The organism is Methyloferula stellata AR4, from assembly GCF_000385335.1.
Taxonomy (GTDB): Bacteria; Pseudomonadota; Alphaproteobacteria; order Rhizobiales; family Beijerinckiaceae; genus Methyloferula; species Methyloferula stellata.
Window position 1 is genome coordinate 1,733,917 of record NZ_ARWA01000001.1, and the last position, 18,139, is coordinate 1,752,055.

At 57.7% G+C, this 18,139-nt stretch carries 18 protein-coding genes; 11 read left to right on the forward strand and 7 right to left on the reverse strand.

What is annotated here, in order from left to right; genetic code table 11:
* From A3OQ_RS0108515 to A3OQ_RS0108555, 9 genes are all read left to right on the forward strand, one after another.
* A complete protein-coding gene (locus tag A3OQ_RS0108515; RefSeq protein WP_020174961.1) occupies positions 1-723 on the forward strand; it encodes a 2Fe-2S iron-sulfur cluster-binding protein in 723 nt (240 codons plus the stop codon).
* Complete coding sequence (locus A3OQ_RS0108520) at positions 720-1,274, forward strand: NADH-quinone oxidoreductase subunit B family protein (protein WP_040579962.1); 555 nt, start codon at positions 720-722, stop codon at positions 1,272-1,274. The genes A3OQ_RS0108515 and A3OQ_RS0108520 overlap by 4 nt, the downstream gene beginning before the upstream one ends.
* Positions 1,275-1,299: 25 nt before the next feature.
* Entirely contained in the window at positions 1,300-2,766 is a 1,467-nt protein-coding gene (locus A3OQ_RS0108525; protein WP_020174963.1) for a Ni/Fe hydrogenase subunit alpha, read from the forward strand.
* The gene (locus tag A3OQ_RS0108530) at positions 2,763-3,257 is read left to right on the forward strand and encodes a hydrogenase maturation protease (protein WP_020174964.1); all 495 of its coding nucleotides are present in this window, start codon (positions 2,763-2,765) and stop codon (positions 3,255-3,257) included. Before A3OQ_RS0108525 ends, A3OQ_RS0108530 begins: the two co-directional genes overlap by 4 nt.
* The gene (locus A3OQ_RS0108535; RefSeq protein WP_020174965.1) at positions 3,254-3,640 is read left to right on the forward strand and encodes a response regulator; all 387 of its coding nucleotides are present in this window, start codon (positions 3,254-3,256) and stop codon (positions 3,638-3,640) included. Before A3OQ_RS0108530 ends, A3OQ_RS0108535 begins: the two co-directional genes overlap by 4 nt.
* A gap of 220 nt (positions 3,641-3,860) precedes the next feature.
* Positions 3,861-4,292, forward strand: coding sequence for a universal stress protein (locus tag A3OQ_RS25345; RefSeq protein WP_083931549.1), 432 nt, complete (start codon positions 3,861-3,863; stop codon positions 4,290-4,292).
* 338 nt (positions 4,293-4,630) lie between these two features.
* The gene (locus A3OQ_RS0108545) at positions 4,631-5,752 is read left to right on the forward strand and encodes an HlyD family secretion protein (RefSeq protein WP_020174967.1); all 1,122 of its coding nucleotides are present in this window, start codon (positions 4,631-4,633) and stop codon (positions 5,750-5,752) included.
* Positions 5,749-8,493 (forward strand): ribosome-associated ATPase/putative transporter RbbA, encoded by a 2,745-nt coding sequence (gene rbbA / locus A3OQ_RS0108550; protein ID WP_020174968.1) that lies wholly within the window; start codon positions 5,749-5,751, stop codon positions 8,491-8,493. Before A3OQ_RS0108545 ends, rbbA begins: the two co-directional genes overlap by 4 nt.
* Positions 8,493-9,620: an ABC transporter permease gene (locus A3OQ_RS0108555; protein WP_020174969.1), complete on the forward strand. Its 1,128-nt coding sequence runs from the start codon at positions 8,493-8,495 to the stop codon at positions 9,618-9,620. Before rbbA ends, A3OQ_RS0108555 begins: the two co-directional genes overlap by 1 nt.
* Before the next feature lie 82 nt (positions 9,621-9,702).
* Here A3OQ_RS0108555 and A3OQ_RS21770 read toward each other — a convergent pair whose 3' ends face one another.
* The 4 genes from A3OQ_RS21770 to A3OQ_RS0108575 form a co-directional block, all read right to left on the reverse strand.
* Entirely contained in the window at positions 9,703-11,652 is a 1,950-nt protein-coding gene (locus A3OQ_RS21770; RefSeq protein WP_161607319.1) for an AI-2E family transporter, read from the reverse strand.
* Positions 11,653-11,919: 267 nt separating this feature from the next.
* On the reverse strand, positions 11,920-12,318 hold the full coding sequence (locus A3OQ_RS21775; protein ID WP_020174971.1) for a hypothetical protein: 399 nt from the start codon (positions 12,316-12,318) through the stop codon (positions 11,920-11,922).
* An 83-nt stretch (positions 12,319-12,401) separates the two neighbouring features.
* The gene (locus tag A3OQ_RS0108570) at positions 12,402-13,265 is read right to left on the reverse strand and encodes a winged helix-turn-helix domain-containing protein (RefSeq protein ID WP_244427118.1); all 864 of its coding nucleotides are present in this window, start codon (positions 13,263-13,265) and stop codon (positions 12,402-12,404) included.
* Between the two features lie 217 nt (positions 13,266-13,482).
* On the reverse strand, positions 13,483-14,460 hold the full coding sequence (locus A3OQ_RS0108575; protein WP_020174973.1) for an AraC family transcriptional regulator: 978 nt from the start codon (positions 14,458-14,460) through the stop codon (positions 13,483-13,485).
* Here A3OQ_RS0108575 and A3OQ_RS0108580 point away from each other — a divergent pair.
* The gene (locus A3OQ_RS0108580) at positions 14,440-15,087 is read left to right on the forward strand and encodes a CHASE3 domain-containing protein (protein ID WP_200859996.1); all 648 of its coding nucleotides are present in this window, start codon (positions 14,440-14,442) and stop codon (positions 15,085-15,087) included. The two genes, A3OQ_RS0108575 and A3OQ_RS0108580, sit on opposite strands and share 21 nt — an antisense overlap.
* Before the next feature lie 11 nt (positions 15,088-15,098).
* Here the strand turns inward: A3OQ_RS0108580 and A3OQ_RS0108585 are convergent, their stop codons facing one another.
* The 3 genes from A3OQ_RS0108585 to A3OQ_RS0108595 form a co-directional block, all read right to left on the reverse strand.
* A complete protein-coding gene (locus tag A3OQ_RS0108585) occupies positions 15,099-16,331 on the reverse strand; it encodes an extracellular catalytic domain type 1 short-chain-length polyhydroxyalkanoate depolymerase (RefSeq protein WP_020174975.1) in 1,233 nt (410 codons plus the stop codon).
* Between the two features lie 65 nt (positions 16,332-16,396).
* A complete protein-coding gene (locus A3OQ_RS0108590; RefSeq protein ID WP_020174976.1) occupies positions 16,397-16,816 on the reverse strand; it encodes a hypothetical protein in 420 nt (139 codons plus the stop codon).
* Positions 16,817-16,919: 103 nt separating this feature from the next.
* The gene (locus A3OQ_RS0108595; protein ID WP_152428367.1) at positions 16,920-17,174 is read right to left on the reverse strand and encodes a hypothetical protein; all 255 of its coding nucleotides are present in this window, start codon (positions 17,172-17,174) and stop codon (positions 16,920-16,922) included.
* A gap of 93 nt (positions 17,175-17,267) precedes the next feature.
* On the opposite strand from A3OQ_RS0108595, the gene xth reads away from it, so the two are divergent.
* The gene (gene xth, locus A3OQ_RS0108600; RefSeq protein ID WP_020174978.1) at positions 17,268-18,038 is read left to right on the forward strand and encodes an exodeoxyribonuclease III; all 771 of its coding nucleotides are present in this window, start codon (positions 17,268-17,270) and stop codon (positions 18,036-18,038) included.
* Positions 18,039-18,139 lie beyond the last annotated feature (101 nt).

Here is an 18,139-nt window from a genome sequence, read left to right on the forward strand (position 1 = left end):
TTGGGCGCTGAAACCTTCCAGTTTACCATCGACGGGATCGAGATCGAGGCCTTTGAAGGCCAGACGGTTATAGAGGCTTGCGACGCCGCCGGATTCTATATCCCGCGTCTTTGCCACCATCCGGATCTCGAACCTTCCGGGAATTGCCGGGTTTGCACATGCAAGATCAATGGCCGCAATGCTGCCGCCTGCGTGACCCCGGCCACCCATGGCATGGTGATCGAGAACAATACGCCGCAACTCAACGACGACCGGCGCATGCTCATTGAAATGCTCTTCGTCGAAGGCAATCATCCGTGCCCCTACTGTGTGGCCAGCGGGGATTGCGAATTGCAGGCGCTCGGCTATCGGCTCGGCATGGTCGCACCCACGCAACCCTATCAATGGCCCGACCGCAAGATCGACGCGACGCACCCCGATATCTATCTCGACCACGACCGCTGTATTCTCTGTTCGCGCTGCATTCGCGCGTCGCGGATGGAGGACGGAAAGACCATATTCGGTTTCGAAGGGCGCGGCATCGCCATGCGGCTCAATGTCGATGCCGAAGGTGGCCTCGGCGAAACCCAAATGGCCGCGATCGACAAGGCGGCGAGTGTTTGCCCGGTCGCCTGCATCGTGATCAAGCGCGAAAATTATCAGATTCCGAATGGCAGCCGCCGCTTCGACACAGCGCCGATCGGCAGCGACATCGAAGCAAGGCGAGGGCAGCGCAAGCCATGAATGAAATATTGCCGAAACCCAGGCTCGCAACATGCGCTTTGACTGGCTGCTTTGGTTGCCACATGTCGCTGCTCGATATTGATGAGCGCATCCTTGAATTGGCCGATTTGGTTGATCTCGACATATCTCCTCTCGACGACAAGAAGGCCTTCGACCGGCCGGTCGATGTGGGGTTTGTCGAAGGCGGATGCTCGAACGAATATAATGTGCGCGAGCTGCGGGAATTCAGACAGCATTGCCGGATCCTGGTGTCTGTCGGAGCCTGCGCGATCAATGGCGGCGTCCCGGCGATGCGCAATACGATCGGGCTGAAAGAGTGCCTCGAAGCGGTCTATCTGCACGGCGCCACTCTTGAAGGAGCCGGCGTGATCCCAAACGACGAAGACCTGCCATTGCTGCTCGACCGCGTCTATCCGGCGCATGAGGTCGTCAAGATCGATTACTTCCTGCCGGGCTGTCCACCCTCTGGCGACGCCATCTGGGAAGGGCTCAAAGCGCTTCTTATGGGTCGGAAGCCGGAGCTTCCCTACGAAATGTTCAAATACGAATGATGAGCGTCGCACAAAAGGATAGACCATGAACGACGTTCAGACCGGCCAGGAACCGCTTAAAAGCGAACCGCGCAAGATCGTCATCGATCACGTCACGCGCGTTGAAGGCCATGGCAAGGTTACGATCCGTCTCAACGCGGCCGGCGAAGTCGAGCAGGCGCGGTTCCACATCGTCGAGTTTCGCGGCTTCGAGCGGTTTATCCAGGGCCGGATGTATTGGGAAGTTCCCGTCATCGTTCAGCGTCTCTGCGGCATCTGCCCGGTGAGCCATCATCTTGCTGCCGCCAAAGCGATGGATCTTGTCGCAGGCGTCGATCAGGTGACGCCGACCGCCGACAAGATGCGGCGGCTGATGCATTACGGGCAGGTGCTGCAGTCGAATGCCGTGAATTTTTTTCATCTGGCTTCGCCCGATCTTCTGCTCGGCTTCGAAGCGCCGGTCGCGCAGCGCAACATTTTGGGTGTGATCGAAGCTTTCCCGGAGGTCGGCAAATGGGCGATCTTCATTCGCAAATTCGGCCAGGAGGTTATCGCGGCCTGCGGCGAGCGGCGCATTCATCCGAGATTATGCGTTCCCGGAGGAGTGAACCAGAATCTTTCGGTCGAACACAGGGATGCACTGCGCAAAGACGTGGATCAGATCATCGCATGGTGCTGCGACGCTCTCGAACTTCATAAATCCTTCGTCCATGGCCATGAGGCGCTGCACGAGAGTTTCGCAAGCTTCCCGTCAAGCTATATGAGCATCACCGGCAAGGATGGCGGCATGGATCTCTATGACGGTCCGCTGCGCGCCGTCGCCGCGGATGGACAGCCGATCTTCGAGGGCGTCCGCCCAGCCGACTATCGCGACTATCTCGTCGAGGAAGTACGGCCTTGGAGCTATATGAAGTTTCCGCACATTAAGTCGCTCGGGCGCGAGAACGGCTGGTATCGTGTAGGTCCTTTGGCGCAGGTGAATTGCTGCGCTTTCATCGGCACGCCGATCGCCGAGGCCGCGCGGAAGGAGTTCATGGCGATCGGAAACGGTGGCCTTGTTCATGCGACCCTTGCCTATCATTGGGCAAGGTTGATTTGCATGATCCATTGCGCCGAGACGATCAAGGACCTGCTGTTCGACGACGAGCTTCAAGGAAAAGATCTATTGGTCACGGGTCAGCGGCGGCCGGAAGGAATGGCGATTATAGAAGCGCCACGCGGCACGCTGATCCACCATTATACGGTCGACAAGAACGATCAGGTGACAGGCGCCAATCTGATCGTTTCCACGACGAACAATAATGAAGCCATGAACCGTTCGGTGACGAAGGTCGCCATCGACGATCTCACGGGGCATGACATCACCGAAGGATTGCTGAACCATATCGAGGTCGCGATCCGCGCCTATGACCCATGCCTTTCTTGCGCGACCCACGCGCTTGGCGACATGCCGCTCATCGTTACTCTGGAAGATGCCGACGGTTCCGTCATCGCGGAAAAGGTGAAGCAATGAACGTCGCAGTGCCGAAGGCGATATCGTCCTGCGGCGGCCCACGCGTGCTCGTCTTGGGGTATGGAAATCCCGGCCGCCAGGATGATGGCCTTGGTCCGGCGGCGGCCGCCGGGATAGAGGCGCTCGGATGGCCTCATCTCAAGGTGCAAGACAATTATCAGCTGAATATCGAAGACGCGATAGATGTCGCGGAGCATGACATCGTGTGGTTCGTCGATGCGGCCAAGACCGGGCCGGAGCCCTATGCCGTGCAAGAGCTGTCACCGGCGTCGAGCTTTGAGTTTACAAGCCACGTCGTGCGTCCGGAGGTCATTCTTTCTATCGCGCGCCGCCATTTCGGCCGATCGCCACAGGCCTTCCTGTTGGCGATCCGCGGCTATGAATTCGAGTTCATCGAAGAGCTCACGACGGGCGCGAGCAATAATTTGCGTGTCGCACTCGCCATGTTGACCGAGAGACTTCGGGTTTTGTACCGGCAGGTGGCATCATGAATATCGGGCTCGGCGACCGTCGCAAGACGATCCTTCTGATCGATGGCGACCCTCATGCCAGGACGGTTCTGCGAAAGGCATTGGAAGCCGAGAATTTCTCCGTCGGAGAGGCAGCGAACAACCGGGAGGGCGAGCGGACCGCTTTGCGGATCAAGCCCGATGCGATCCTTGCGGAATTGATCACGGAAGGGCTTGATGCCGGCTCGACGATTTCCGAGAGGCTGATGGCAAAGGGGGCCAAGATCCCTTGCTATGTCGTGAGCGCGGCAAGCGACGCGCTCATGGGCTCAGTCGGCTTGCATGAGCTGGGTATAATGGGCGTGTTTCTCAAACCCGTCGATACCGAAATCATCATTCAAACGCTCAAGACGCGGCTCGGCTAGAGCCGCGCTCTTCATTGGTGCGGCAGCAAATGCGTCGCCGGCCGAACGTGCATTGCGTGTGAGGAAGGCCGGGCCAGCCCGGCGATTGCAGACCGCCGCCGAATAATGGGAAGCGGCTTAGAAGCTACACGACGAAAGCTAGAAAGCTTGATTTATATCAACGATTTCTTTCATCGATTAAATTAATCGGATCCATAGTTATAGGGTCGGCGAGGCGCGGATGCGAAGATTTTTAGTAGCGATCGATGGTTTGGAAAGTACTGATCGCGTCATCGCTACCGCAGCCGAATTGGCGAAGGTCGAAAGCGGCGAGCTTCTTATCCTGACGGTGAGTGAAGACGGGCTCTCCCAAGATCAGCTGCGCGAACTCGATATCATTGGCGTAACCGAGGGCGATGCCATTGAGGGCATCAGTCGGCGGATATTGCTGCATGCGAGCACGCGCGCACGAGAATGCGGCATAACGAACATAAAGACCGAGATGCATATGGGAGACCCCGCCGATATGATCTTGGAGACGATTAAGCGCGAGCACATAGACGCCGTTGTTATAGGGCGCCGCGGGCGGGGGCGCCTTGCAGGCCTCATCCTTGGGAGCGTTTCGCAAAAAGTCGCGTGCCTCGCGCCTTGCATTGTGATCATCGTCCCATGACTATGTATGGGACACCTTTTTGTGCGTTATAAGCAAGGCAGCGGTGCGGGAACGCGACCGATATTACCTTTCACGACCGCCGATGCAGGCATCCCTTACAGCCGGTTAGGACTGATAGTGAATCTCGCAGACAGAGATCGCGGCGACTATTATGTTCGCAGCTCAGAAACCGTTGACATAGATCAAACAATTCGGCGGGTTTTTGATGTGTTTACTTATACAAAAGTCCATAAAGGCTAATGTGGGCTGCCGTTTATCATGGTGGAGACACCATCATAGTGCAGCGCTAAATATCCCGCTGACCGATTTCGACAGCTGATAGCCGAGGAGTTCCGCTCATGCAGGATGTCAAACCCGGCAGCGAGGATCCGGCCGCACCGGCTCAGCCGTCGAATGTCGAGGTTCCTTCTGCGGCGCAACCAGTGGCGAAACCGCTGGCGCTCATGCCGCAGCCGATCACTCCGGTGATGCGGTCGCGATCGCGGCGTTGGTTCTTCCTTGCCGGACTGTTCATCATCATCTTGGGCGGCATTGGCGGCTGGTATTGGTGGCAGCATCGCCAATTCCGGGTCCCTGAGGGCATTGCCTTTGGCAACGGCCGGGTCGAGGCCGACGACATCGACATAACGCCGAAATATCCCGGGCGCGTCGCAGAGCTTCTGGTCGATGAAGGCGATCTCGTCAAAGCGGGGCAGGTCGTCGCCCGCATGGATACGCGCGATACCGAGGCGACACTTCAAAAGTCCGAAGCCCAGATGAAGCTGGCAGAGCATTATATGGAAGAAGCCTCTGCCAACCTGGTGCAGCAGAGGACCCAGCAGAAGCTCGCCCAGCAGCAGTTCGATCGCACACAGGCCCTAGTCCAGAAAGGCTACTCAACCACTGAGCAACTCGACCAGCGCCGCCAGGCATTGGACGGTTCCAATGCTGCTCTGAAAGCTGCGACCGCCAGGATCGCCGAGGCGGAACAGGCCATAGCGGCGACGGCGCATGACGTTGCCTATAATAAGATCGTTGTCGCCGAAGGCGTGCTCGTGGCACCGCGTGACGCAAGGGTGCAATATCGGCTGGTCAATACCGGTGAGGTGATCGCCGCCGGCGCCAAAATCTTCACCCTTCTCGACCTGTCGAACGTCTATATGACCGTGTTCCTGCCGACGGAGCAGACCGGCAAGATCGCGCTTGGCGATGAAGGCCGAATCGTGCTCGACGCGCTGCCCGATCTGGTCGTGCCGGGGCATGTCACCTTCGTATCGGCGACGTCGCAGTTCACGCCAAAGATGGTCGAAACGCGCTCGGAACGCGACAAGCTCATGTTCCGCATCAAGGTCAGGATCGAGCCCGAGCTTTTGGCACGGCATATTTCCGAAGTGCGGACCGGCTTGCCCGGAGTGGCCTATATAAGGTTCGATCCAAAGGTCGAGTGGCCGGAGCAACTGCACGTCAAAGTGCCGCAATGACCGCGGATGGCGGCTTCATCGCCCGGCTGACCGGCGTCACCCATTGCTATGGCGAAACGCGAGCGCTGGATAATGTCTCGCTCGATCTGCCGGCTGGTATGATGGTCGGCCTGATCGGCCCGGACGGCGTCGGCAAGTCCTCGTTGCTCGGCCTTATTGCCGGCGTGCGCAAGTTTCAAACCGGTGCGATGGACGTGCTCGGCGGCGATATTGCCGACGCGCGGCACCGGCGCCTCATCTGCCCGCGCATTGCCTATATGCCCCAGGGCCTGGGCAGCAATCTCTATGCGGAGCTCAGCGTCGCCGAGAACATCGACTTTTTCGGCCGCTTGTTCGGCCAGGCCCCGGCAGAACGCGCGGCGCGGATCGATGAACTTCTGCAGAGCACCGGGCTTGCACCGTTTCGCGACCGGCAAGCGCGCAAACTGTCGGGCGGCATGAAGCAAAAGCTCGGTCTGTGCTGTGCGCTGATCCACGATCCCGACCTTTTGATCCTTGATGAGCCGACCACCGGCGTCGACCCTTTGTCGCGGCGGCAGTTCTGGGAACTGATCGACGTGATGCGCGCGAGGCACACCGGAATGAGCGTGCTGGTTGCGACCGCCTATATGGAAGAGGCGGAAAGGTTCGATTGGCTTGTTGCCATGAGCGCCGGGCGCGTGCTGGCGACGGGCGATGCCGCGGCGTTGAAGGCGCGGGCAGGCGCTACGACCCTTGAAGAGGCCTTTATCGCATTGCTGCCCGAGGCGGCGCGCGAAGGATACCGCGCCGTCGATATTCCGCCGCGGCATCCGCAACCTGGGCCTCCGGCGATCGAGGCGCATGGCCTGACCCAGCGATTCGGCGATTTCGTCGCGGTGGACCATATCGACCTCGCCATCGAGCGAGGTGAGATTTTCGGCTTCCTCGGCTCCAACGGCTGCGGCAAGACGACGACGATGAAAATGCTCACTGGCCTCTTGCCTGCAACGGAAGGCCAAGCGCTGCTTTTCGGCCGTCCGATCGACGCCAATAATATCGAGACGCGCCAGCGCGTCGGCTATATGTCGCAATCCTTTTCGCTCTATGGCGAACTGACGGTCCTTCAGAATCTCGAACTGCATGCGCGGCTCTTTCAGATCCCGGACGACCAGGCAAAGGCCCGCATCGCAACGCTGATCGATACGTTCCACTTGGCCGAGCATCTCGAAGGGCGATCGGATCGCCTGCCGCTCGGCATCCGCCAGCGGCTTTCGCTCGCGGTCGCCGTCGTGCATGAACCGGAGATGTTGATTCTCGACGAGCCGACCTCCGGCGTCGATCCGATCGCGCGGGACGAGTTCTGGGCCTTGCTGGCCGATCTCTCGCGCAATCAGGGCGTCACGATCTTCATATCCACTCATTTCATGAACGAGGCGGCGCGATGCGATCGGGTCTCGCTGATGCATGCCGGGCGCATCCTTGCGACGGCCGCGCCGGCGGCACTGGTCGCGGCACGCGGAACAGCCACGCTCGAAGACGCGTTCATCGCCTATCTCGAGGAGGCGACAGGGCAAACTCCTCCGGCGATCGAAGTCATCGCACCGCCGCCCGTCTCGAACCGCACGTTTGAACCGGCGCTACAACCGGCTTTCGGATTCAGCACGCGGCATCTCTTCGCCTATGCCCGTTGCGAGATGCTGCAGATCCTGCGCGACCCGATCCGCCTTGCGATCTCCTTTTTCGGCACCGTTCTCCTGATGCTGGTCTTCAGTTACGGCATTACCTTGGATGTCGAACATCTGACATATGCTGTGCTCGACCGCGATCAGACGCCGGAGAGCCGCAATTATATCGAGGAATTCGCCGATGCGCGCTACTTCGACCAGCAAGCACCTCTTGCCGATTACGCGGCCCTGAACCGCGGGCTGAAGAGCGGCAGACTCTCCTTCGCGATCGAGATCCCGCCCGACTTCGGCCGCGATGTGAAGCGCCGCACGCCGACGGAAGTCTCGGCCTGGATCGATGGGGCTATGCCTTTCCGCGCGGAAACGGTGCGCGGCTATCTCGACGGCGTCCATCAAACCTATCTGACGCACCTCAATTTGCGCCTGACCGGTGCGCAGACGATCTGGCAGCCGGTTCAGATCGCGATGCGTGACCGTTACAATCAGGATTTTAAAAGCATCTACACCATGGTGCCTGTCGTCATCGGGCTGTTGCTGCTTTTTATCCCGGCCACCCTTATGTCTCTGAGCATCGTGCGTGAGAAGGAGCTGGGATCGATCGTCAATCTCTACGTAACGCCGGTCAGCCGCCTCGAATTTCTGCTAGGCAAACAACTGCCCTATGTTGGCCTCGCGATGGTGAATTACGTCTCGATGGTCGCGCTCGGCGTTTTCCTGTTCCAGGTGCCGATCAAGGGCAGCCTTCTGGCGCTGACGCTCGGTGCCTTCATCTATTGCATCGCGACGACCGGTTACGGACTCCTCATCTCCGCTTTTGCCACCACGCAGGTCGCCGCTTTGTTTGGCACTGCCATCTTGACCGTCATGCCCGCGCTGCAATTCTCTGGCGTGATCGTGCCCGTCTCTTCGCTCTCAGGCGTCGCAGCGGCAATCGGCTACGGCTTTCCGATGACTTATTTCCTTAAGATCTGCGTGGGGGCTTTCACAAAGGGATTGGATTTCGCCGACCTCACTGCCAACCTTTTAAAGCTTGCCGTCTTTGTTCCAGTTCTGATCGGGTTGAGCCTTTTCTTCTTGCCGAAGCAGGAACGCTGATGCGCCAGGCCAGGAACATTTGGAATCTCGGCATTAAGGAACTCCGCAGCCTGGGCCATGACCATGTGCTGATCGCGCTGATCATATTTGCCTTCTCTTACGCGATCTATAGCCTGGCGACGGGCATGTCCTATGAGCTGCGCAACGCCTCGATTTCCATCGTTGATGAAGACCATTCGCGCCTTTCCGACAATATCGCCGCGGCACTGCTGCCGCCTTATTTCAAGCCGCCGCAACAGATCGGCTTGAAAGAGCTCGACCGGCGGATGGATGACGGGCGCGATACATTCGTCCTCGATATTCCGCCCAAGTTCCAGGCAGATGTCTCGGCCGCCCGTGCGCCCACCATCCAGGTCAATATCGACGCCACGGCTGTGCTGCAGGCCGGAATCGGGGCCGGTTACCTTCAACAAATCATAACCAACGAGGCCGATGCATTCTACTATGGTACCGATAAGCAGCCGGAGCCGCCGGTCTCGCTGCGCACGCGCGTCGCCTTTAACGACAATCTCGAATCTTCCTGGTTCATGGGCGTCGCATGGCTCATCAATATCGTGACCATGCTCGCCATTGTGCTCTCTGGGGCGGCCGTGATTCGCGAACGCGAGCACGGCACGCTCGACCATTTGCTGGTCATGCCTTTGTCCCCCTTCGAAATTGCCATGGCAAAGGTCTGGGCCAATGGGCTGGTTATCATGGTCGCCGCCGGGCTTTCGCTCTTGATCATCGTGCGCGGCGTGCTGGGACTGCCGGCCGGAGGATCCTTCACACTCTTCATGGCGAGCGTGATGCTCTACCTTTTCTTTGCAACCGCGATGGGTCTTCTTCTCGGGACGGTTGCGCGGTCCATGCCGCAATTCGGCCTGCTCTTCATCCTCGTAGTGCTACCGATGATTTTGCTCTCCGGCGGCTATACGCCGCTCGAAAGCATGCCGCGGGGTCTGCAGATTGCCATGCAAGCCGTGCCCTCGACGCATTTCGTCAAGATCGCCCAGGCCATTCTATTCCGCGGTGCCGGCGTTGACATCATCTGGCCGAACCTCGCCGTGATCGTCGGGGTCGGCGGCCTGTTCTTTGCCTTGGCGCTGTCGCGTTTCCGGGCCTCGGTGTCTCAGGCTGTGGGATAGCGGTAGATTGCGAAAGCAACTCGGCAGCCTCCTTTGTTTCCAAATGATCGGACCGGTGTGGCGCGCCGCCTATGTCAGGCAATTAACCTTGCGTGAAGGCAGCTTCGATAGGAGGCGAGCGCGTGGGTATGGTGATCTCGACCGGATGCATGGCATTCTCGCAGAAATCGATGACTTCTCTAAGAGAGCCGAGATTGGCGTCCGCCTTGGCAACTTCGACCATGGAAGCGAGATCGGTGGCGCCCCAAAGGCAGACGGCGATCGGCATCCCCGGAAATTTCTTTCGTAAGCGCCTCACGGAATATCGAATTGCAGCCTTGCTTCGGTGATCCATGTAAAAAATGCAAATTGCTTTGGCTCCGTCCGCATTGAGCCCGAATATTCCGCTTGTCGTAAGAGCGCTGGGTCCTTCAATACGCGATGGTATGTTGCTCTCAGCCAAAACCTGCCCCGATATATCGCATGCGGCTTTATCGAGAAGGCTCTGTCCTGCAAGGCACATCACCGATCCGGCCGTAGCATTATCCTGTAAGACGTCTCTAGGTTGAGCAGAGTCGGCGGCCGGTGGAATAGTTACTTCGGCGCGCGATTCAGCTATCACCACATGATCGGAAAGATCGTCGACAACATGCTCGATCGCCGCGCAAACTTCGGCTTGCCGATTGCTATCCAAAACACCGCGTGTGGCGTCGACCTGGGCGAGAGCGAGCGCCGGCAAAGCGACATCCTCGTAATAGTCGAGGAGCGACATGTTCTTGAGGAGTCCCTCGGCTTGAAACGCCACTTCGTCCGGATCACCTGCTAGAACACGCTGGTAAAAACTCTGCACCGGCGACAGGCCTGGCTTATCGCCCAAGATGAGTTCGATGAAATTGAGATTTTCAACGTGCCGGCCGAGCACGACAAGACAAGCGGTTATCGGCGTTGAAAGAAGCAGTCCCGCGGGTCCCCAGATCAAAGTCCAGAAGGCGGCCGCGATGATAATCGCCAGTGGCGACATTCCGGTTGTGTGTCCGAAGAGCTGCGGTTCGATAACCTGACCCATGACCCCTTCGACGATCAGGAAGAGCAAAGCTGTCTCGATGACCATGCTCCAGCCTGGATCAACCGCCGCGGCAAGCGCAAGCGGAAAGGCGACGGCGATGATCGCACCGATATAAGGTATGAAGCGAAGGACGCCCCCGGCTATGCCCCATAGAATGGGATTTGGCACGCCGATAAAGGCTAATCCGATTGTGATTACCACGCCGAATGCCGCATTAATCGCCGTCAACGCCAGGAAATAACGGCTCAGGCGATAAGCTGCGTCATCGAGCGCTCTCGTGGTCCGGTGCAAGTCATGTGCGCCAGTGAGCCCGATAAAGCGATCCCGGAGATCCTGGCGCTGCAAGAGAATAAAAACGACAAAAATAACGACGACACCCACGGTCGCCAGCGGGGGCAGTAGGGCCGCGATGACACTTTCGAGAATTTGGACGGGTCCCGGCGCCGGCGTGTGCACTTCGACTGGAATGTAAGCGTCAACGGGAGATCTCGGTAAATTCGATTGCGAAGCGTTCGGCTCGGCCGGTGCCGCAGCAGGTTTATTGAGGTTGGAATCGAGCCCTTCAATCGCATTGGCGGCCTTTTCCATGACGCCTTTCCCGAGATCGGAGCTTCGAAGCGTCTGGAGTTTTTTAGAGATCACGAACTGATAGGCTGGGAGATTGCCGGCAAGTTGAGCAACCTGCTTGCCGATTATTGTTCCAAGTCCGATGAGGATCGCAACTGCCAAGGTCACGGCTAACAAGACAGAGGCCACTCGCCCCAAAAATAATTTCTCGAAAATTCCCGTGATAGGAGCGAGCACGAAGCTCAAAAGGACCGCGAGCGTGATGGGGACAAGGACATCATGGCCGAAATAGAGACCAGCGATTACGGCCACAATTATGATGATGGTGTCGGTTGCGGGAGCACGCCGTCCGAGGTCGGCACGAGCGCCATTGAATGGGCTCTTCACTGTCAATGGAGAATCCGCTTCGGAAGTCGGCATGCCAGTCTCGCCCGCGCATTGCTCTGAAAGCGGCCGCATCGCTATGCAGGGCGCCAGAGGCTCTCGTCGATGGAAGGAACGGCAAAGCTAATTCAAAGTTCCCTTTCGGCGTGTAACCTCATGCGCTACGCCGCTCGGTGTCGCGTGTGACGATCAATGCCAAAAGGTCGCCTGCATCCAGACGAGGCGCGGCGACACGGCTTATTCCAGAGCTTGGCTGAAGAGCGGCTCTTCGTTCTAAGCGTCCAAAAGCCACCGGTCCGCGTCCTAATTGGAAATCGGCTTCTTGGTGCCGGAATCCTCGCGGTCGAGATCGTTCATGGCGGCATTGAATAGTCTCATCTGTTGTAGCGTGAGACTGAACGACACTTCGAAGCCGTCTGGTGTTGCGAACGTCACGATGACGGTCTTCAGATCGGAAGAAAGTTCGATGCGTATGTTCTCTGCTGGATAGACCAGGCGAAGGCTCTGGTCATGGTATCTGACCTGGAGTGCCTGACCCATCATTAGCGGCAGTGTCATCAGGAGCCTTTGGAGACATTCAGTCGGAAGGCTAAGAGAAACCTGTCCGGCGTCCTCGCAGACGAAGTTCATGTGCAAGTGAGTTCCACCGTCCGCGACGGCGAAAGTGGCGAGCTTCTGCACAATAAAGTCTTGCGTGGTCATTCGTGCCTCTCTCGATGGAAAAGGTTGATCTTCATCGCCTTCGGATAGCGACTGTTGGAATTGTCTGGTGATCGAATGGAGCTTCACAGTGTCTCGACCGGCAGCGCAAAGGTGTAGCCGACCCCACGTTCGGTCTGGATGATACGGGGCGCGCTCGGGTCCGGTTCGAGTTTGCGCCGTAACCGAAGAACCTGCACATCGATGCAGCGATCGAATACATCTTCTTGCTGAATGCGGGTCGCTTGCAGGAGGTATTCGCGGCTCAATGGTCGCCGCGGCGCGTCGAGGAATGCGATCAGCAGCGCGAATTCGCCTTTTGTTAGATCGACCGGTATGCAACCCGGGTTGGTTAGGTGACGCGCGCGGCGGTCCAGCATCCACCCGCCGAATCGATAGCGCCGGCTTGCCGGATCCTTTTGTATCGCCAGGCTGCCCCTTTGGCGTCCGCGCAATACGGCACGGATGCGCGCAAAAAGTTCGTGCCCGCTAAATGGTTTGAGCACATAATCGTCTGCGCCGAGCTCCAATCCCACAACGCAGTCGATCTCATTGCCTCCATGGCCGTCTGCAATGATGACCGGCACATTGGATCGCAAGCGGATCTCGCGAAGCAGTTCGAAACCATCTCCCCCTTGATAGCGACCCAAAATGACGATGCTGGGTTCGTAGGCCGAGAGCTCTCTCCTCACGTCTCGCTTTTGCAAGGCGGTGACCACGCGCATGGCATGTTGCTCAAGGCAGCTCGCAAGCGAGTGCCGTGATGGTTCATCATCGTCAATAACCAAAACACGGACGGGCTGAGGACTTGAATGCGCTATGTTTTCCTCAGAGAAAATTGGCGAGAATCCTACTTCAGCAATCTTCCGATTGCCGCGACTCATCGCACAATGCGACTGTTGGGTGCGAGAGAGATCATCGGAGCGGGGTGCGGCGACCATCTTACCCATGGGTCGCCTGTCCGAAGAACCACGGACTCCAGGCGGGAATTGTCTTGAATAGGCACTTTCGCTCATTGCAAACCTTTCTTGCGGCATGATCGCGAACTGCTGTCCGCATCGGTGCAAGATGGTAAGCAAAAGCCGCAATTATACTTGTCGTCCCGTGCAGACGATTGCCGGGGCGTGCATTTGTTTATCTGCAGGTGACGAAGTGAAGTGCGCTGATTTAGATCAGCTTCCGGGGCGAGCGCAAAGCGCTAGGCGAGACGCCGTAAACAGCCTTGAATGCATGGCTGAAGCTGGAACTGTCAGGAAAGCCATTCCCGAGTGCGATCGTGCTGAGGCTGATTTGGTGGTTCCGGTCGCTCAGGATTTCATTTCGCGCATGTTCGAGGCGTTGACGCTTGATGAAGGCGGCGGGCGAGAGTCCGAGGCGACCAAATAGGCTGTAGAGGGACCGTCTGCAGACGCCCAGATCTTTCGCGAGAGCGTCCGGTCCATAGGTCGCGTCTCCGATGTTCCGGCCAATCAGCAGACGGGCTCGCTGTAGGCTCAGTGGTAGCCGCAGCGGTGCTTCATCATCTCTTTCAAGAGAACTAAGGGCGAGTTCGACGACCGACCGCACGGCGAGGGCGTCGGCTCTGCCACCGCGCGCGTGATGTAGCAATGCTGACGCAGCTGCCGCGGACGCGGCGACCGCGCCGCTCGCGTCGATAACCTTGGACATATCCCTGTGGACAATCTCCTGCCACGCCGGAAAGCTCGCCGGGTCGAAGAAGAGCAAGAGGGCCTCACAATTTTCCCCCATCTCCAAGCGATATGTTCTGCCGACAGATACGATCATCATTTCACCCGGCGAGAGCGTTAGCGACTGATGCCTATCCTCGAAATGGTGCGTGCCCGAGAGTTGCCAGACGAACTTGAATCGATTCTGTAAATCGTGCGCGGTGGCACGTTTGGCGTCCGCATCGGCAATGACGTGGGGCATGAGGAGATGGGTAATCTGGTGGTCAGCGATCATACGCTCCGTGAGCGAACGGTCCTCGCCGGTGTCTTGAAAATCGAAGGACATATTGGGAAACATGCGCTCACTTTTCGAGAATACGATTGACGCGTCGTCCGGGTTGCTTTGGTGGTTTTGGGGAGCTGCTGCTAACGACATGGGGCCTTCACGCTGGGCAGTTTGCTCATCTTCCGCTGTCATCCTCTCGGACGATCGGGGAAGAAGAGCCGGGTCCTCAATTTTCTGAAGCTGTACTCCAACATCACTCAGATCCGTGTTACGGAATTGTTACAAGATGCGCTGGGGCATCAATCGCGTATCTGCCTGGGGAAAGGCAGCTTAACAGTTGGGATGGACCCCTATGTATGGCTTGGTCTTGCAGCTGCGCTTGTTTTCTTCCTCGCCAGCGGCTGGGTAGCCTACCGGAATATTCAAACTCTGAGGGAAGACAGTCAGCAAATTATTCATTCGCACGAGGTCATCACTACGCTCGATGGCCTGTTATCTAACGTGAAGGACGCGGAAACAGGACAGCGCGGCTTCCTGCTAACCGATAATGAGCGCTATCTCGAGCCATATAATGCAGCCTTGCAGGCGGTTTCTTCGCAGCTCGATGAACTCTCCCCGCTGACGCGCGATAATCAAAAACAGCAGAACAGGATTGGGCCGCTGAAGCAGCATGTCGATGCCGAACTCGCGGAGCTCAAGCAAACCATCGAATTGCGCCGGACTCAAGGTTCCGAAGCCGCGCTCGCCGTCGTTGCGATCGACCGCGGGAAAGCTGAAATTGATGCGAAGATCATTCAGCGACACAAGTTCAGAGTTTAAGATGGAAATGCCTAGCGACGATTGGCGGTGCTCAAAAAAAAGCGGATCATCTCTCGGCTTGCGTCAGGTCCAGCCGGATTGGTGAAAGAGCCCATTGAGCTGCCACCGGACCACGCGTGACCGGCTCCGTGCAAACGCCACTGTTCCAGCATCGGCTGGCCCTCGGTATCAGTTTGAAGAATGCGCGTGTACTTCACGCCTTTTGCAGAATGGCCACGATTGACTGTCGTTTTGAACTTTCGACCGCGCTTCGATTGCAGAATGATATCGTCGGCGTTGACGGAATTGACGGTCCTGTCAGCATCGCCATGGAAGACGATCGTCGGGACTATATCGCCCTCGCTACCCGGCGTCGTCTTCAGCCGATTATTACCGTGTTTCATCGCCGCGAATGCGGAGGTGATATCGCTGGCCGCACCGCAGGGCAGGCCAGAATGAATGCCGATCGCTGCGTAAAGGTCGGGATAAGTCTTGCCCATAATCGCGGCAGCCGCGCCGCCAGCGGACATGCCGGCAACATAGACGCGTGTAGCGTCGATTGAGAGGACACTCATGATCTGACGCGTGATCTCGGCGATCAGCGAGGCCTCGCCCTGTCCGCGCCGTTGATCGCTTCCATTGAACCAATTCCAGCATTTGGAAGAATTGGCGGCGTGGCTTTGCGCTGGATAGGCAACGATGAAATTCTGTTCCTCGGCGATTTCGTTCATCCGCGTACCCGCAGCGAAATCATCCGGTGATTGAGTGCATCCGTGCAGCATGACGATTAGCGGCAAAGGGCTGCCATCATAGCTCTCCGGAATGTATAATTTGTAGGTCCTAGTGCCGGCCGCATTGGTAAAGCGATGCTCTTCGAATGTGGCCCCTTCTCGCGGATGCGATGGTGTGGTTTGCGTGCCGCGGTCGATTAGGCCGCCGAGCCAATCTGGAAAATCATGTTCCCCCAAGCCGTCGGCAAACCCGTTGAACCTTTGAGCCGCAATCGGGCTGCCCGGGACGGTAAAAGACCTTTCGTCCGAAGGCGGTGCGGTCCAGGAGCTTCCGGTCTCGCGGGATGGCGGCAGCATATCAATAAAAGGCTCCGCATCGCCGTCGGTTTCGGGCTCGGCCTTACGGTGGGATGAGGCTGAAGACGGGCCGCTGCCTGTGAGCATTTTGCGTATAGCAGCCATCGCCTCTTGCAGTTTGCCTTCGCGCGTAAGGCGCGTCGCTTCCATCATGTCGAATTTCGATCGTATCGTCATTAAATCAGATCCTGTTCGGTTCGAGCGAGCGCGCCATACTGCCAAAGCTTCGGCGAGGGTTTGGCCTATTGAATTCGATCTCTCAGCGCAGTTTTGACCTCTGGGCTCGCTTGCAGAGCACCCAGCACATGAAGGGAGGCGATTGTCTTCAATGCGAGGTCGGGCGAAACGTCCGCTGCGATGATCGCTAGCCCGAGGACCTGGATGTGAAGCATTTCGCCGGCTGCTTCAGTGGCCTCAAGATCTGCCCGATTAAAGCGCCGTAAGCCGATGTCGAGTTGATGCCGCGCGACAGATTGGCTGAGCGCGTCTTTATGCCGATCGAGCTGATTACGGATCGCCGTACGGATGAAATCGGTGCGGTTTGAGTAGAAACCTTCCTGCACGAGGAGATCTATGTGTCCCAGATCGACGTAACCAAGGTTGATCGTGATCTTTTCGCTGTCTGAGATTTTCGGTCGAAGCTCTTCAGGTTTTCCGACCATGTTACCATCCATAAACCAGCTATATGGATGGTATATGGATGCTCAAAGCAGAATTACAAGCCGATTGGCGAGGGGTTCCGCTTTCACCGCTGCGCATGAAGCTTCAGGCTGGAACCCAAATATCGAGATTGCGTTTGCGCCAATCCGCCGCCTCGGACACCTCGATTGAGGCGCCGCCTGCATCAAGAATTTGGATGATTTCGCAGGTCCGGCTGAGATAATGCGCTTTTGCGAGAACGCCCTCGCGAGACGAAAAATCTCTCGTACGCTGCAGCTTGCCATTTTCGTCTTTATAAATGACGTGCCATGGCTGATTGGCTCGAATATCCATTGTCAGGCTACCTGAGGTGAATTGCATGTTAAATGCCGCGGCCTATCCGCGGAGATCAAACGTCGAAGCTACGCTTTGGTTCATTCGCCTCTTGATTTCGTGAGCCTGGCGCGGTGATGCATGAAAATCGCAACGTTCAATGTCAACGGCGTCAATGGACGTTTGCCTGTTCTGCTGCGTTGGCTCGCCGAGGCAAAGCCAGAGGTTGTCTGCCTTCAAGAGCTGAAGGCGATGCAGGACAAATTCCCAAAAGATGCAATCCATAGCGCTGGCTATGGCGCGATCTGGCACGGCCAGAAAAGCTGGAATGGGGTTGCCATACTCGCACGCGGCAAAATACCGATTGAAGCCCGGCGGGGTCTGCCGGGTGATCCCGACGATGTCCACAGCCGTTACATAGAAGCCGTTGTCGATGGTATTTTAATCGGCTGCCTTTATCTCCCCAACGGCAATCCGGCTCCCGGCCCGAAGTTCGATTATAAGCTTGCGTGGTTCAAACGTCTCAACGCCTATGCCGCCGAGCTGCTCGCTCTCGGCGTACCGGTCGTACTCGCCGGCGATTTTAATGTGATGCCCAGCGATCTCGACGTCTATAAGCCGGAGCGCTGGAGGGACGATGCTTTGTTCCGGCCCGAAGTGCGAGACGCCTTTCATCGCCTGATCGCGCGTGGCTGGGTCGATGCGCTGCGTCTGCTTCATCCCAAAGAGCCTATCTATAGTTTTTGGGATTATTTCCGGAATGCGTGGAGCCGCAATGCCGGCTTAAGAATCGATCATTTGCTTCTCAGCCCTGCGATCGCCGACCGGCTTGTCGCCGCCAACGTCGACCGCGAGGTTCGCGGTTGGGACAAGGCGAGCGATCATGCGCCGGTCTGGATCGAGATCGACTAGAGCATGGCGCCGCAGCGGAGCAAAAAACTGCTCCACAGGCTGAACAATGTGCGACCTGAAAAGTTGAGCTCGTCCGCGATGAAGGCATCTGCGCCGAATCC

What these genes read in the sequence shown, in the direction of transcription:
- A3OQ_RS0108520 (WP_040579962.1), top strand. Translation starts at nt 720, where the DNA reads ATGAATGAAATATTGCCGAAACCCAGGCTCGCAACATGCGCTTTGACT.
- A3OQ_RS0108525 (WP_020174963.1), top strand. Translation starts at nt 1,300, where the DNA reads ATGAACGACGTTCAGACCGGCCAGGAACCGCTTAAAAGCGAACCGCGC.
- A3OQ_RS0108530 (WP_020174964.1), top strand. Translation starts at nt 2,763, where the DNA reads ATGAACGTCGCAGTGCCGAAGGCGATATCGTCCTGCGGCGGCCCACGC.
- A3OQ_RS0108535 (WP_020174965.1), top strand. Translation starts at nt 3,254, where the DNA reads ATGAATATCGGGCTCGGCGACCGTCGCAAGACGATCCTTCTGATCGAT.
- A3OQ_RS25345 (WP_083931549.1), top strand. Translation starts at nt 3,861, where the DNA reads ATGCGAAGATTTTTAGTAGCGATCGATGGTTTGGAAAGTACTGATCGC.
- A3OQ_RS0108545 (WP_020174967.1), top strand. Translation starts at nt 4,631, where the DNA reads ATGCAGGATGTCAAACCCGGCAGCGAGGATCCGGCCGCACCGGCTCAG.
- rbbA (WP_020174968.1), top strand. Translation starts at nt 5,749, where the DNA reads ATGACCGCGGATGGCGGCTTCATCGCCCGGCTGACCGGCGTCACCCAT.
- A3OQ_RS0108555 (WP_020174969.1), top strand. Translation starts at nt 8,493, where the DNA reads ATGCGCCAGGCCAGGAACATTTGGAATCTCGGCATTAAGGAACTCCGC.
- A3OQ_RS21770 (WP_161607319.1), bottom strand. Translation starts at nt 11,652, where the DNA reads ATGCCGACTTCCGAAGCGGATTCTCCATTGACAGTGAAGAGCCCATTC.
- A3OQ_RS21775 (WP_020174971.1), bottom strand. Translation starts at nt 12,318, where the DNA reads ATGACCACGCAAGACTTTATTGTGCAGAAGCTCGCCACTTTCGCCGTC.
- A3OQ_RS0108570 (WP_244427118.1), bottom strand. Translation starts at nt 13,265, where the DNA reads ATGGGTAAGATGGTCGCCGCACCCCGCTCCGATGATCTCTCTCGCACC.
- A3OQ_RS0108575 (WP_020174973.1), bottom strand. Translation starts at nt 14,460, where the DNA reads ATGACAGCGGAAGATGAGCAAACTGCCCAGCGTGAAGGCCCCATGTCG.
- A3OQ_RS0108585 (WP_020174975.1), bottom strand. Translation starts at nt 16,331, where the DNA reads ATGACGATACGATCGAAATTCGACATGATGGAAGCGACGCGCCTTACG.
- A3OQ_RS0108590 (WP_020174976.1), bottom strand. Translation starts at nt 16,816, where the DNA reads ATGGTCGGAAAACCTGAAGAGCTTCGACCGAAAATCTCAGACAGCGAA.
- A3OQ_RS0108595 (WP_152428367.1), bottom strand. Translation starts at nt 17,174, where the DNA reads ATGCAATTCACCTCAGGTAGCCTGACAATGGATATTCGAGCCAATCAG.
- xth (WP_020174978.1), top strand. Translation starts at nt 17,268, where the DNA reads ATGAAAATCGCAACGTTCAATGTCAACGGCGTCAATGGACGTTTGCCT.